Source organism: Brakhagea baltica, assembly GCF_052161605.1.
Lineage (GTDB): Bacteria > Planctomycetota > Planctomycetia > Pirellulales > Pirellulaceae > JBKCUI01.
The window spans coordinates 6,250,075-6,264,785 of record NZ_CP197409.1; the positions used below are offsets into that span (position 1 = coordinate 6,250,075).

Genomic DNA, 14,711 nt, shown 5'->3' on the forward strand with positions numbered 1-14,711 from the left:
TTAGTTCTTCGGTAACTGTAGAGGAACTATTTTGAGTTCAACACCACTTCCCTCGAGCAACCGCTCCATCCGGCCAACGCTTAGCTGTGCGTCACTGGCTTGGTGGATTTCGACGGTTGGGACCCAAAAGCCGCCCGGCACCGATGGTCCCCAAGCATCGACTCTCGATCGAATCGCTTTCGCCAAATCGTCGGCAGCCGCCTGTGGACCACGATCTTGATGAAGAATTGTGGCCTCGATCTCCATTTTGGAGGAATCAGCCATTACCAGCCACTTGTCCTTGAGCGCGACAATCTTGATGGTGCGCGTTACCGGTGTCGCTTTACCCTCCGCTTTTGCTTGGGCCCAATTGCGCCCTGCACTTACGGAAATCGGTTTGAGATCACCATCGGCACTTACATGTCGGGCTCGGGATCCTTGGTTGGATGCGTCTTGGGAATGATTATCTGTTGCGGTTTTCTCATCGCCACTTTGTTGGTTCACGCTCTGCGGCAGAGGAGTTGTCTGTGACGAATCACGCTGATCCCGGAAATCGGTGGCTTGACTGCCGGTCAAATCGAGACTGTTGCTGCCAGAAGAACCGGCTGACATTCCCGACTGACTGGAGCCAGCGGACATGGCCTGCGCACCTCCTGCAGAATCCGTGCTTCCCGAGAATTGGTCGGGTCGGGTTTGGCTCCCTCCGGCAGCACTTCCCCCCGCAACACCACCTTGTTCCCCGCTTTCGGAGCCGGAATCTCCGAACGCTCCTTCGCCCATCGACGAACGATCCAATGCGGAACCAGATTGCAATCCGCTAGAACTCAGGCCGGAGCCTTGACCGCTGGACAACGGCTCTGATCCCACGGGGAGGTTTTTTCCGTCAGTTGCGATGCCGGAGGGGATAGAACCGGCACCGGCACCTTGTGAGCCACCGGAACCGCCGCTTCCGCCACCTTGAAATCCCACGACGGGCGAAACCATCTTCCAATCCCCTTCGGAAACGCCGTCGAGCCGGCTACTCCCAGAGCTTGATCCGGAACCAAAGTCGGAACGCATGGAGCTGTTCGATGAGGACGGATCGTCCCAAGAGTCTAGGCTGAGCTCTTGTTCCCGCGCGAGCCGTGGATTAGCCAAGACCAGCGCTCTCTGCCTTTGTTTAGCATCCTCGACGGCACTTACTAAGGTTTTCTCTAAGCCAGGAATCCCCGGAGGGAAAGCTAGTTCCATCGAATCCTCGACCAACTCGTAACCGAATTGGTCATCCCAACTACTCATCGCAGCTCGCGCTCGTGCATACGATTCGATCCCATCCGGTCTAATGATGAGGAGGGGGTACGGTGGCTGTGTAAATCCGTAGTTCGCATCTCGCTCCGAGTAGGCATTTCTGAGAACGCGAAGTGCGGTTGCCAATGGGTTACCAGGGCCTGGTGGAGTCAAGTCCTTGATGTCGATCTTGATTCCCTCGGGCTGAATAATGACATGTTCTTTGGTACATTCTATATAGACCGGTCGACGGGTGGTCCCGCTCCGCCCAGTGTAAGGCATGATGGCAAACGCGGGGCGGCGATCTTTTTTGTTAGCAATCTCTTCTTCGATTTCTTGCTTTTTGTCTTCGATAGCCCGCTTGAGATCCTCAATTCGCTTTTCCTTTTGCTCAATCGTCAGCTCCCCTTCGCTGTTTTTTTCGGTGAGCTCCCTCAGGCCTTGTTCTAACGACTTAAGCTCATCCCTCAGGCGTGCAATGTGGTCTTCGATTTCCTGAAGTGCTTGGCGTCGCTTCTCAACGTCTTTCTTCATCTCCTCGCGTTGAAAGGCCAGTTCGTTCGACAGCGCCTTGATTTGGTTCGACTCGTCTTTGGCTTCTAGTAAGGCAAGTTCAGCTTCACGCTTCGCCGAGGCGTGAGAGCTGGTCACGGAAATGGCAAGCACCATGATCAGAGCACCGATGGTACAGAGAAGCACCGCCAAGAAGGGAAACAAGGCCGGCGCCATGGTATCGCTACGGCGCTTGCGGCGACTCATCCGGCTTTCCTTTGCATCGGAATGATACTCGGGTCTGTGTTAGCCTCTGGGTTGGGCTCATTACTCGGTTCTGGAGATCGGCGACGAGCCGCTGTTCGGCCAATGTAGCCGTGTCGTTCCAGTTGTGTGCCGAGAACAGCCACTGCTTCTGTCAAGCAAATGGCGGCATCGTGGAATCGATCGATGTCGGTCATGCGATGCAAGACCCGTTGGATCGGCTTCTCCATGGCCGAGATTACCTCAGCGTTCTGACTTAGATCCAGGATGCGTTGAGTGAACTGCTGCATCGCTTCTTGTTGCGCGTCGGTCGCCCGAATCTGATCCGACAGTTTTGCATGAAATTCTTGCACCTCGATCCGAAGCTGATCCAAGGCCATTTGCTGAGTTTCATGAAACCGCGACATACCCTCGGATTGGGTTTCGATCAACCGCGTATGAAACTCCAAGGTTGGTTTCTGCATCGCTTCATGGGCAGAAGAGATCGAATCCTCAAGCGACTTGCGTAGAATGCCAATCGTATCCAATCCCGCAGTTTGCCAGGTTGATTGAGCCGCAGTAATAGTGCTCTCCCACAACTCGGATTGCTTCTTGATCAGTTTCTCAACTGTTCCTAGCAATCGCTTTGTCAGTTTTTCAATGACTAGATCGGTGTTGTTGAGCTCAGTGGTCTTGTTTGTCGACTGCAGGCAGCTGCCGAACAGGTCTTCGATTGCCAAGTCGATGCGCCGAAGTAGTCTAAGCTCTGCTTTGTTTACCGCAAACTGTGTGAACATCACCATCATGGTGAGTACAAGGCCCACGGCTGTGGTATCGAACGCAACATATAGTCCTCGCGTGAGGTTGTTCATCGCTTCCTGGGAGCCGCTCGCCAGCTTGCTGGCATCCATCTGTCCCAGCGTCGCCGAGATACCAATCACGGTGCCCAAAAAGCCGAGCATTGGCATGGCCCACGTGATGATTCGTATCATCGCATAGCTGTCATGCTGATCGTCCGCGTGAGATTCTTCGGAATTCTTGAGATCTTGATCGAGGTGTTCGAGCGATTTGCGACGCGATTGTATGGAGAGAACCTCTCGGACACGAGCCCCAAACCCACTTGTATAGACCAGAGAGGATTGGGCCTTCCAGACTGCGTCAAACCAGCTGATCTGTGTAGCGTCATCCTCGAATGTTTCATTCGTACGGGCGATCTTGATGTCTTCGACTGCTTTTTCGCATAGGGATTGGAGCCGTTCCTGCCGGAATGTCTCCAAGATCTTATAGATCAGTGCACAGAGTGCGGTGAAAAAGAAGGCGACCGAGACATACGCAACTTCGTGGCTGGTCGCGTAACGAACCAGCAGAGACAATTGCTGCGGGCTTACCTTTAAGATTTGATAAAAGGCGACAGTGAAGAATAAGCCGAGCCCAACCGACCAAAAGATCGGGGCTTGAAAAATTCGCTGGTTTCGCTTCCTCTTCCAAAACACTGTCTACCTGCAGTTGTTTCTTGCTTAACGACTCACGACGTATGCTTAGAACTTGCTAATAGCAAAATGCTGGCTGCGTTGCAAGGCAGCTGTAGATGGTAAAATCGGCAGGATCGATACAGGCGAATTATGGAAAACCTTATTTTGGGTGAAAGATTCCACCTTTAGGCGATCGGCAGATGAAATTTTAATGCCAACTGGCTCGGCCAGCCCTGTCCGTGGCTGGCCTACAGGAATAATTTCGAGTTCACGTTTGTCCGCTGCGTAACTGCTGGCCGTTTTGCTAGCTTAAATATTTCGGATGAAATGGGCAGCGTAGGAACGAACTTGCTTGCCGTTGAGTACATGCACCGTTCGCAGTTCCGCAATCTTCTCGTCGCTGAAATGGCTCATCGGCACATGCACTAGGGATTTTCCGAAACGCTTTGCGATCTGACGCCAGCGGACCGTTGGGGACATCGGTGACATCAATGCCACCTGTCTCGATCGCGAGTGCAAACAAGCCGCCGCAATGATTCGATCTTCGAGCGTGTCGGCAAATTCTAAAGCACGATCAGTCCAAATATCCTCGATCGGACGCGGCGGAAAAAGAAACAACGCAGCTCCGTAGTTCGCGACGCCGATCCCTGGGCCAATGATTTCCTTGTGAAAATTTGTCGCGTAAAACGCCAAGGTCGACTCCCACTCGTACTCCGCATACCACGTTGCTCGCCAGTCGTAAACCTCGGGGGAGGGAGTGGGATCAAACATTAGCACACACGCGTCGAGCTTGCCAATCGAGGGTGGTTGAATCTTGACATACAGTTCCCCCTCATGCCAATGCCTCAGAGTCTCCCGGATGTCTAATCCATCCATGATACTGGTCGTGAACTTTTCCGAGCGTGCTAGATCTGCCCCCAAGATGGCTTGAGCACGATCGACGACGCGTGTTCGAAAGTTTTCGATCTTGGCGTCTTCAGGAAGCCACGAACATTGTTGATAGGGATTCCAAGCCTTCTGCCATTCCTTGAGGTCTTCTTTAGGAGGTTTTCTGGTGAGATCCAACGATCTCCATTCGAACATCCCTTCTCCCAGCCTGGACACGGCAGGAACGATCTCTCCGTCGGGCAGTTCCATTTTGCCGATCCCCATCTTAACGCTGGCCCAACTCAGCGGTTCTTGAAACGCGTAGTCTTTGATGGTCTCGGCGACATGGACGGCATAAGAGTCCCCAAACGTCTGCTTAGCAGCCATCACGATGGTATACATGTCCGGAGTCAGTCGATGGTTCACCAAGCTCAAGTTGCGAATGTACTTCAAGCATTGCGAAAGCAGGAACGGGGAGATTCGCCGTGCCCGTTTTCCGAAATCTGCCAGGTAAGAGGCTCTCGCCGAAAGAAGCAGCTTCTTGATCCCGTCGATATAGGACTCAAACGGAGAGTCATCGAGTTGCGATCTCGATTGCTCGTAGACCGCCGTGATATAAGGTAGCTCGCTCAACATGAACACCAGCGAATTCTCCACGACGGAATGATTGACCGCTGGCTCATCATGCTCGTAGGGTTCTAGATCGTGCGCATCTTTGGCGAGCGCTAATTGATAAGCCTCTCGTAACCACGGCCAATGGTGGATATCGCAAAGCATGACAATATTCTCATACCGTGCCCGAAGTGACAACAATCGCTTGGCCATCCAATGGATCCGCTCGTTGACTTGTTCCGATTTCGGCCTGGCGATCGATGGTAAAATCGCCGTACTAAAGGCCTCTAGCGTAACCTGGCTGAGAGCATAACAATCGGGAGTAAAGCCTTCTTCGTCCCCTTCGAACAAATCGGTCTCCATGTCGATAAAGCGGACCGGGATGCGTTCCCCGATCGCAAATCGAATCGCTGCTATGACGCTTTGACATGGGTCGATGGGCACAAAGCTGTGCTGGTTGCGTATGCTTGAATCTAAAGGCGAATCGGATTCCTCCCAATCCGCCGAGTCCTCAGAATCGTCCGAGTCACCCGAATCGTACTCGCTAGCATCGAACTCCTCCGAGCCCTTCCACTCGCTCGCATTCCACTTTGCCGCCGCTGAAGGAGCTTGAATAACGACCGAGATGGCTGGCAACTGTTCGACGCCCGCCAAAACGCTTTCTCGAAACGAAGGTGGTAACGGAACCGCGATACAATCAATCTTCCGTTCCAGCAGCCAGCGTTCTACAGCCCGCGCATGATTCCCACTGCGATGGACAACCGGCAGCAACGTAATCTTGTCATCCAGTCGAAAGCAATCGGTCATTCGAATCTCTTCCCTCGGTTTTCTGCTACAATCCGTGTGATGGGAGATCCCACGTTCCATCTATGATATGTTAATTACCCGACAGATGTATACACCCTTAGTTGCTCATGCAAGAAACAGTTCAAATCGGTGGCGTCACGCTTTCCCTCAGCAACCCCGTCGACAACATGTCCGAATGGATCGGCCAAACTGAGGTGCTCAAACAACTGGCCGCTTGTTGGCTGGTGATCGAAAAAGGTGACTTGCCCCTGTCTCCCCGCCTAGTCGGGCCGCCCGGAATCGGCAAGACAGCTCTCGGAATGGCGGCGGCCAAGGCTCGTCAGCAGGACCTTTATATCTACCAGTGCACCTCGGACACCCGACCTGAAGATTTGCTGATCACGCCGATTCTCTCCAGCAACGGCAAGATTGCGTACCACGCATCCCCGTTGGTCACAGCCATGATCAAAGGAGCGGTCTGCATTCTCGATGAAGGCAATCGGATGAACGAAAAGTCGTGGGCTTCGCTAGCTCCGCTCCTCGATCATCGACGCTATGTCGAGTCAATCGTTGCGGGGATTTCGGTACATGCGCACGAGAACTTTCGATGTGCGGTCACGATGAATCAAGACGATTCGACCTATGAAATTCCTGATTACATCATGAGTCGCCTCCAGCCTTCGCTCCAAATTGGCTTCCCGAGCCGCGAAGATGAGATGGCGATCTTGAAGTATCACCTGCCATTCGCTAGCCAGGATATGTTGGCTCTGACAGTGGATTTTCTTCAACAGTCCCATACATTGAAACTGGACTACTCGGCCCGGGATGGGCTCCAGATTCTTCGCTATGCCTTGAAAATGCTGGCTCAAGATCCCAATCACCCCCTGTCGCGAGACGTTCTATGGCAAAAGTCCCTCATCGCTTGTTTAGGGGAGGACGCACTCGATTTGGAAGCGACAAAACGGCGGCAACAGCGATCCTTGGGTGCATCGATGCTTCCCCAGGGGCTTGGAGATTTCTTTATCGACCCAGACGATCCTATGCATCCCGACTATAATGATGAGGACGACGAAGACGGCCCCCCCTACTAACCCCGCCCCAAAGCCGTAGTGGATCTTGTTAAAGATCCCCACCCCTGCCAACTCGAACAACGAGAATAAATCCCATGTTTCTCAGTCGACGACAGATGCTGGTTCAATCTGCGAACGGTTTCGGAGCCGTCGCGTTAACCGCATTGCTCCATGAATCAGCTCGCTCCGACTCTCGAGGCGCGACTCCGCTCAGTTTTCCACAGCGAGCCAAGAGTGTCATTTTCCTTTACATGGACGGCGGACCGTCCCAGGTGGATACGTTCGACCCCAAGCCCATGCTGACCGAACATCATGGCAAGAATCCAGCCGATTTGTTCGAGGTGGCTCCGACTCAGTTCAATAACAACGGAGTCGTGCTCGGATCCCCATGGCAGTTCACACAACATGGAGAGTCCGGAATCCCCGTCAGCAGCCTCTTCCCGAACGTTGCCAAGCATGTCGACAAACTGGCCGTGATTCGCTCCATGACTTCGCAATTTCCGGAACATACGTTCGCCAATTACTTTTTGCATACAGGCAGTGGTTTGCAAGGCCGACCGAGCATGGGCGCTTGGACCACTTACGGCTTGGGGACCGAAAATCAGAATCTCCCAGGCTTCGTAGTCCTCAACGGCGGGCTGATTCCTCCGGGCGGACTGGATTGTTTCGGTAACGGCTTTTTACCTGCGACCTATCAAGGTTCTGTGTTGCGTCCCACTGGTCAGAGTATTGCCAATGTAACACCACTTGAGAAGGACCCTCTCCAGCAGCGTCGCAAGCTAGATCTTATTCGCAAGTTGGATGAGTTTACGCTCCAGGAATTCGGCCGGCATGACGCGATTGAGTCTGCGATACAAAACTATGAGCTGGCCTATCGGATGCAGATGGAGGTACCTGAGCTTTGCGACATATCAGACGAAACGCAGGAGACGCAGACATTGTATGGTTTGGACGCGAGCTACGAGCCAACCAGGATATTTGGCCGCGAGTGTTTGCTCGCACGTCGGCTTGTGGAAAAGGGGGTTCGATTCATCGAGCTCACTTGTCCGAACGTTGGGCACGATCGATGGGACCAGCACAGCAATTTGAAGCAGGGTCACGAAGACAATGCCAAGGCGGTCGATCAGCCTATTGCGGCGCTGCTAGAGGATTTGCAAAAGCGAGGGCTGCTCGAATCGACGTTAGTCGTTTGGGCTGGTGAATTTGGACGGACACCGTTTGCCCAAGGGGCGGATGGTCGCGACCATAATCCATTCGGATTTACAATCTGGATGGCGGGTGGCGGAGTCAAAGGTGGCACGATTTACGGCGAGACCGACGAGTGGGGTTATCGAGCGGTGAGAGAGAAGCTCGAGATTCATGACTTGCATGCAACAATGCTTTACCTACTCGGGATTGATCACACCAAATCCACGGTGAGATTCGGGGGTCGCGACATGAGACTCACCGACGTGCACGGCAAAATCATCCACGACATCGTCGCGTAGAATTGGACTTCTAATTCAAGTTGAATAAAAACTAGCGGTTGATGTAAAACTCAAAGGTTTCGTAGGCCCTTTGCTGGCTACTTGTCCAGACTTCTTGACCATCTAACGAACAAGTTGCGTAGACCGAGGTAGACGGGGCTACCGCGTAATGCCACGTTCGTTCGTTGCCCTGGATACGAGATTCCAGCATTACCAGGACTTCGGGATCCGTACCCATCGCAAAGCCAAAGAGAAAACCATCCTCTACTCCCTCAGGAAGCGGAGAATAGCGATACAGAGGTTGAGCGAGAAGCCTTAACTCTTCTCGCGATCCATCATCTTTTACGATCGCAGCGCTAAATCGCGAACGGATAATCGACTTGGCTTGCGTTAGTCGCCGGATGGGAGTCGACTCAGGAACGCTATCACCTGGCAATATCGAGTAAGTAACGCCACCTTTCTTGGGACGCCACTTTGACTGCCTCGCCCGAATCGCAACATTGGTCGTCGATGCTGTCGTTCCCGCTACAAAGACTTCTTCGGTCAACGACTGCAATTCATGGCTGTCGCGAATGTCGTCATAAGTCCAAATTCCAATCGAGGCGAACGGTCGGCCCTGATCGGTCCATAGGTAGAGGACACCGCCGACCGCACTGCGTTCGGGTGTTGTCCATGAAAAAAGTGGTTTGTCCACCAACTTAATTGGTGTTAGTTCCGAACCGCTCCGCTCGAAGCTGTAAGATTCTGCGATCGCTCGCATTCTGTCCGTTCGACTTTCTTCCGCCGATTTGTCTTGATCATCCTGTGCGGCAATACGCGAAAATCCCGCCAAATCCCATACGGGCAAAACGACAAGTAAAACCAACAACACTCGCTTCATATTGTATTGCCTTAATTGCTTTTTGCTGTTTAAAGTACTCTTGTAGTTCAGTCTCTTACTCATGACGGGCTGTCATTCACATTAGAATCAGCGGAGGACGAGACCGATGGTTTTCCAAGCTTAAATTGTCGCGACAAATATCCGTCAAGTGTAGATGAAGTAATCACGGGAGGTTTAGCTGGAAACAAGATCGGTTGCTCTTTATCCTTTGGAACGATCGGTAAATAGGGAGTCTGCAATTCGCTACCTTTACCGTCTCCGTTATCATCGAGTTGCGCATGTTCGGTTTGCAAACGATCCAGCGTACGAAATCGACCTTCGATCTCTAGATTGATGGCGAGATAGAGGTCCAAAAGCGTGACATTACCATCACCGTCAATATCCTCAAGATTCTGGTGTTGTGCTTTGCCAGCCAGCACATCCCCAAGAGCGTAAGGCATCTCTGTCGCGGTAAACTCCATGGCTGGCTCTGTCGCGGTGATGATTACCCGGTTTTTCGCAGATAGCGGTCTGATCCAAAATCCGCTTACAGGAGTTGTTTGTAGAATCACTTGCCGCCCAGCGGTTAATTGATTGGCAAGCACTGCAAACTGATCTTGATCGATATCCGGCCCGGGAATGTTGAACTGACTCAGTTTTCCATAATGATGAGCATGCCCTAGAAGAATGATCCACGCTTCCTGATCCGCTCCCGCATTTTCTTGAAGCCAGGAAATTGCCGACTCGATATTCTGGGCGGTGCACAAACCTGTTTGAGGTGCGAGAGCTTGCACCTTCGCAATCATTTCATCGCTACCGAGCAAGGCTCTTGTGTTGGTGCTTGGAATCTTCAAAACGGTTTCGGCATGGGTAAGGATATTCTCAACGGCCGATTCAAATTGGGCCTGATGAATCGCATCGCCGCTGAGTCCGCAACACAACAAAAGCCAACGATTGCTCGAGTTGATTGACTCTTTCTTCGAGTGAATGAAATCTTCCGCAAAGGCATCTATACTCGCCGACATCACCAATGCGATTGCCAAAATCTTCGCACGGGAAAATGTCCAAGCAAATGGACCGAGGCCATTAAAAAGAAGGTCCATGTTTCATTCCTCGTAGGTGGATGGCAGTTGATATGATACGTGCTCCATGCAAAGTGAATGCTGGACGAAAGCAAGTGCCGAGACGATGTTTTTGTCAACCATCCCGATAATTCGTTTAGCTTGCACATCTCGCAATACACCGTTCCATTCCAGAGTCGCCCATGAACAGGATCGTTTTGGTTTGGAAAGACTCTGCGCTTCGATCGAGTACTCTAAGACGACAGCCGCAGGTTGATACAATTTGAACTCTTCGAACGGTTCTAACGTCGTGCCGTGGACGATGCAAACGTAGCTCGGAGCCTCATTACAAGCCCAAACTCCCGTGTGAACCGCAAGCGACCCGCCATCGGCAGAAAATCGAATCGACTGGATAGGCTGATCCCATTTGGCTCGCGCATGTATACTCCCCGAATCGATATCCCAACGAATAATATTTCCTTGCGAGTCCGAGCTGACCAATCCGCTTTCAGGATGAAATGCAACACTCGTCACGGGTGCGACGTGCTGTCCAATCAATGATACGGGAACAGCATCTTGCAGATCCCACAGTCGCAAACGTCCTTGACTATCCCCCATAATCACACGGCCGCTCGAAGGAATCTCTACCAGTGCCGTCAATTCGTCATGCGTGAACCGAACGGGTTTGCGTGTGCCGTTGTCAAGCGTTATACCTTTCCCCGCTTCAGCAACGATCTGAACCCCAGAAATTTGCAATCGAAAGTCGACCCACAATCGCTCGGGTTGCTTGTTCCAGAACCCCCTTGGGATCGGTGGTAATTCGTTATCGCTGGGCCATTGAAATCGATCTTCTACAATGTTCAAAGCGGTACTCTCGTAGCGAACACCTTCACTGCCGCGAACCATACTAGCCGCAGCGTGTTTATTCGATACATCTCGGTTCCAGATAGAGAAAGACAACCCAGGGACTTCGGTAAAAACCGGATGAGCCAGCCAAAGAAGAGCGCAAAATACCAACGATGTCATCTTCCAGCCACTATGAGTCGGACTGGCTTGTGGGCGCATTAGCAGACTCAATCGCTCCTCTAAGCTTTCTGTGGGCTGCATGCCATTGGCTAGTCGTGGTATTCTCGCCTTGTGCTCGCTGACGTAATCCACGACGCTGAGGAGCGTTTCTGCATAATCTCTTGGGGTGGTTCCAAGGACCCTGACGGCCCAAGCATCACAACAAGCCTCCTCATGGCGTTCCAATTGCCTGCGTCCAAAGTAAACTCCGGGAAACCACCAATAGATTGCAGTGACGATCCACTCTAGCCATCGAACCCAATGATCTCTTCGATAAAAGTGTGCTGCTTCATGCGCCAGAAATGCCTCGCGTTGCTGCTCGTTTAGAACACCCCACAATTCGTCTGGGCAAACAATGCTTGGTCGCCATAGGTCGCCAAAGAGCATAGGAGAAAGCCGCACAGGCAGCCGAACGACCTTAGGAAGATTACGCTTGGTTTCGCCGATTAGACGGGCTACAAATTCAGTCGCTTTGGTATCAACAACTCCCTGTTGTTGGATAATGCGAGCGAAACGAACGTAGCGAATCAGACCTTTCGCGACCAGTACAACAAACCCAAACACCCAAACGGATAACATAAGACTGCTGAATGATCGCCATAAACTTGCGAAGGAACTAAACGCATCGTAACTCGGCACATGAAGCGGGAACGAAGCAATGGGAGGCGTTACGAGCTTGATGAAGAATACAACCCATAGCAAGTGTGCGATAGCTGCTCTCTTTCCAGCACAACCGACAACGATAGCCAAGCCTCCTATAAGGCAAGCGATGAACAGGTTGCTGATGATGATCGAGTAATCCATCGACAAGCCCCCGGTACCCTATTTCTTATCGAGATCATCTAGCAGGTTTCGCAAACTCTGACGTTGCTTGGATGTAAATTTAGTCGACTTGACCAAGTACGACAACAGGGAGGTCAGGGCTCCATCACAAAGTTCGTCTGCTGTCGCTTGTAACCGCTGCGAGATCAGCTCGTCGCGTGTTAGAATGGGGCGAAACAAGTGTGGCCAACAGCCCCGGTCTCTGTCCACGCAGCCCTTGTCCTCGAGACGCGACAAGAGTTTCTGGACCGTGCCGATGTCGGACGGAGTCTCTGCACCGTACAGCGTCCGCGATAGCTCTTTAGCCGTCTGCGCCCCTTGCTCCCAAAGCTGTTCCATGATGGCCAACTCTGCGGCAGTGACATCACGAGGAGGGTTATTCAATTCCAAATCCTTGATGGGTTCGTGGATCAATTCTCGTAGTAGCGCGGCGCACACGCCCGGACTCTGGGCCTTGCGTTCGACCCTAGTTTCCTACCGAATGTGTTCTCGCTGTGTTGCTCTCAATATATCATTTTTGACAGTTTGTCTAAACTGTTTCCAGGGCAAAGTGATAAAATTTCCCAAAATGCCCAGGTTCGCTGCAAATTCATGACCGAAGTCCGACAATTAGGTCTGGAATCACGCGGTGGGGCCGAACTCAATGGCGGTATAATCCGTCTCTGAAACTTTCAATTGGGAGTTGTGCTCACTGTGCGTATCGTTCACTGTGCGTATCGTAACGCCTTAGAATAGAGTTTTGGAGTAATTAAGGCTGTGTCGGAACCAATGATTTTTTCGGTGGGTACTCAAGTGGTGGTGAAAAAGGAGACCTATCATCCGAATCGTCGCATCGCACATCCTGCCGGATCCGTCGGGACAATCGTCCGTTCACCGCTTGATCGTTCCCATTCCTATCGCGTTCGATTCAACGACGGTTTTGAAGCCCCCGTGCGTCACGACCAATTAGTACGCCTATCCGAGTTCCAACGCATCCCCACCGAAGTGGATCTTTCCAAAGATCCCCAAGCCGCCCCCACCTCTCCACAACCTAACGAATCACTGGCCTCCACCACGTTCGAGTTACAAGACCGGATTATCTACCGTTGCGTCATTGGTTCCCGTGCGTACGGTCTGGAGGATGACAACTCCGACACCGATCGCCGCGGTATCTACTTGCCTCCCGCGGAATTGCACTGGTCACTGTATGGAGTTCCCGAACAACTGGAAAACGATGCGGCACAAGAAGCATACTGGGAGATTCAAAAGTTTATCGTTCTAGCCCTCAAGGCGAACCCGAACGTGCTGGAGTGTCTCTATTCACCCATCGTCGAGTTCGCGACTCCATTAGCCCAGGAGTTGCTTTCGATACGAGAAGTGTTTTTGTCCAAGCTTGTGTTTCAAACTTACTCCGGTTACGTCGCGTCTCAGTTCAAAAAGATGCAGACAGATATTCGAAACCAAGGGCGAATCAAATGGAAGCATGTGATGCACCTCATTCGATTGTTGATATCAGGTATCGATGTTTTGCGGGAAGGCAAAGTGACTGTTAAGGTCGGCGCGGCTCGAGATCAATTGCTTGCCATCAAGCACGGGCAGGTATCCTTTTCGGATGCAGACGCATTGCGAAAGAGCTTGCAAGTCGAGTTCGAGCAAGCGTTCCAGGTGACGACATTACCGGATCGCCCTGACTACAATCAAGCAAATGCATTTTTGATCCGCGCCAGAAAACTGGCCATGCAAGAGCAACTCCCGTAGTGGAAGTTATTAAACTCCTGGTGTTTCCTTTGTTGTTAATCCTCCTATAGGTCCTGGATCTTGAACAAGATCCATTACGGCAATGAATATTCCGTTTGACAAGATGATGAATCATGTGAGGTCGCACCCTTTTCCTCTCGTGTTTGCGACTATAAGTGGGGCGCACTTGTATGGGTTCCCATCACCTGATTCGGATTTCGATCTCCGAGGTGTTCATTTGCTGCCACTCGAGACCATCGTCAGCCTAGAGGAAGGACAGCAGACTGTCGAGAAAGAAGGAATCTACGATGGGCTCGAAATTGACCTCGTCACACATGATGCGGCCAAGTTCTTTGGGTTGATGCTCAAACGGAATGGCTATGTGCTGGAGCAGTTGCTATCACCTCTCGTCGTCTTTACTACACCCGAACATGAAGAATTGAAGTCGATTGCACTTGGTTGCATCACTCGTCATCATGCGCATCACTATCTCGGCTTTGCATCGACACAGTGGAAGCTATTTGAAAAAGAATCGCCACCTCGGGTAAAACCTTTGCTATACACGTATCGCGTTCTTCTGACCGGTATTCACTTGATGAAAACAGGAGAAGTCGAAGCGAATCTGGAGATCCTTAACGAGTCCGCGAAATTGAGTTACCTCAACGAGTTAATTGATCGTAAGCGAACTGGCTTGGAAAAAGGCGTTCTCAATGCGACCAATACGGAATTCTATCGAAGCGAGTACAAACGGCTAACGACAGAGTTGGAGCGAGCCTACGAAGAGTCTAAATTACCGGAGTTGCCAACATGTAGGAATGCGATCAGCGACCTGCTCATCCGCTTGCGTTTGAAAGGTGTCGGACAAGCGGGCTAATCACACATCATTATAGGTTGCAAGTTTGAATCGCGATCCAGCAAGTTCTGCGTCCTCTGCC

At 51.8% G+C, this 14,711-nt stretch carries 11 protein-coding genes; 4 read left to right on the forward strand and 7 right to left on the reverse strand.

Features of this window, described 5'->3' with window-relative positions:
* From SH449x_RS24495 to SH449x_RS24505, 3 genes are all read right to left on the reverse strand, one after another.
* Window positions 1–2,004 carry a hypothetical protein gene (locus SH449x_RS24495; RefSeq protein WP_482378705.1) on the reverse strand — a complete coding sequence of 668 codons (2,004 nt, stop codon included), beginning with the start codon at window positions 2,002–2,004 and terminating at the stop codon, window positions 1–3.
* A complete protein-coding gene (locus SH449x_RS24500; RefSeq protein ID WP_482378706.1) occupies window positions 2,001–3,473 on the reverse strand; it encodes a MotA/TolQ/ExbB proton channel family protein in 1,473 nt (490 codons plus the stop codon). The genes SH449x_RS24495 and SH449x_RS24500 overlap by 4 nt, the downstream gene beginning before the upstream one ends.
* 288 nt (window positions 3,474–3,761) lie before the next feature.
* A complete protein-coding gene (locus tag SH449x_RS24505; RefSeq protein WP_482378707.1) occupies window positions 3,762–5,738 on the reverse strand; it encodes a hypothetical protein in 1,977 nt (658 codons plus the stop codon).
* Between the two features lie 107 nt (window positions 5,739–5,845).
* Between SH449x_RS24505 and SH449x_RS24510 the strand changes: the two genes are divergently transcribed.
* Both SH449x_RS24510 and SH449x_RS24515 read left to right on the forward strand, forming a co-directional pair.
* Window positions 5,846–6,808 carry an AAA family ATPase gene (locus SH449x_RS24510; RefSeq protein WP_482378708.1) on the forward strand — a complete coding sequence of 321 codons (963 nt, stop codon included), beginning with the start codon at window positions 5,846–5,848 and terminating at the stop codon, window positions 6,806–6,808.
* Between the two features lie 95 nt (window positions 6,809–6,903).
* Window positions 6,904–8,274 (forward strand): DUF1501 domain-containing protein, encoded by a 1,371-nt coding sequence (locus SH449x_RS24515; protein WP_482381851.1) that lies wholly within the window; start codon window positions 6,904–6,906, stop codon window positions 8,272–8,274.
* A 31-nt stretch (window positions 8,275–8,305) separates the two neighbouring features.
* Here the strand turns inward: SH449x_RS24515 and SH449x_RS24520 are convergent, their stop codons facing one another.
* The 4 genes from SH449x_RS24520 to SH449x_RS24535 are packed head-to-tail and all read right to left on the reverse strand — an operon-like array spanning window position 8,306 to window position 12,444.
* Window positions 8,306–9,196, reverse strand: a complete 891-nt coding sequence (locus SH449x_RS24520) for a hypothetical protein (protein WP_482378709.1) — start codon at window positions 9,194–9,196, stop codon at window positions 8,306–8,308.
* Window positions 9,193–10,215, reverse strand: a complete 1,023-nt coding sequence (locus tag SH449x_RS24525) for a hypothetical protein (protein ID WP_482378710.1) — start codon at window positions 10,213–10,215, stop codon at window positions 9,193–9,195. The genes SH449x_RS24520 and SH449x_RS24525 overlap by 4 nt, the downstream gene beginning before the upstream one ends.
* Before the next feature lie 3 nt (window positions 10,216–10,218).
* Window positions 10,219–12,042, reverse strand: a complete 1,824-nt coding sequence (locus tag SH449x_RS24530; protein ID WP_482378711.1) for a M56 family metallopeptidase — start codon at window positions 12,040–12,042, stop codon at window positions 10,219–10,221.
* Between the two features lie 18 nt (window positions 12,043–12,060).
* Window positions 12,061–12,444, reverse strand: a complete 384-nt coding sequence (locus tag SH449x_RS24535; protein ID WP_482378712.1) for a BlaI/MecI/CopY family transcriptional regulator — start codon at window positions 12,442–12,444, stop codon at window positions 12,061–12,063.
* 384 nt (window positions 12,445–12,828) lie between these two features.
* On the opposite strand from SH449x_RS24535, the gene SH449x_RS24540 reads away from it, so the two are divergent.
* Together SH449x_RS24540 and SH449x_RS24545 are read left to right on the forward strand one after the other, a co-directional pair.
* Complete coding sequence (locus SH449x_RS24540; RefSeq protein WP_482381852.1) at window positions 12,829–13,797, forward strand: nucleotidyltransferase domain-containing protein; 969 nt, start codon at window positions 12,829–12,831, stop codon at window positions 13,795–13,797.
* Between the two features lie 82 nt (window positions 13,798–13,879).
* Window positions 13,880–14,650 carry a nucleotidyltransferase domain-containing protein gene (locus SH449x_RS24545; RefSeq protein ID WP_482378713.1) on the forward strand — a complete coding sequence of 257 codons (771 nt, stop codon included), beginning with the start codon at window positions 13,880–13,882 and terminating at the stop codon, window positions 14,648–14,650.
* Window positions 14,651–14,711 lie beyond the last annotated feature (61 nt).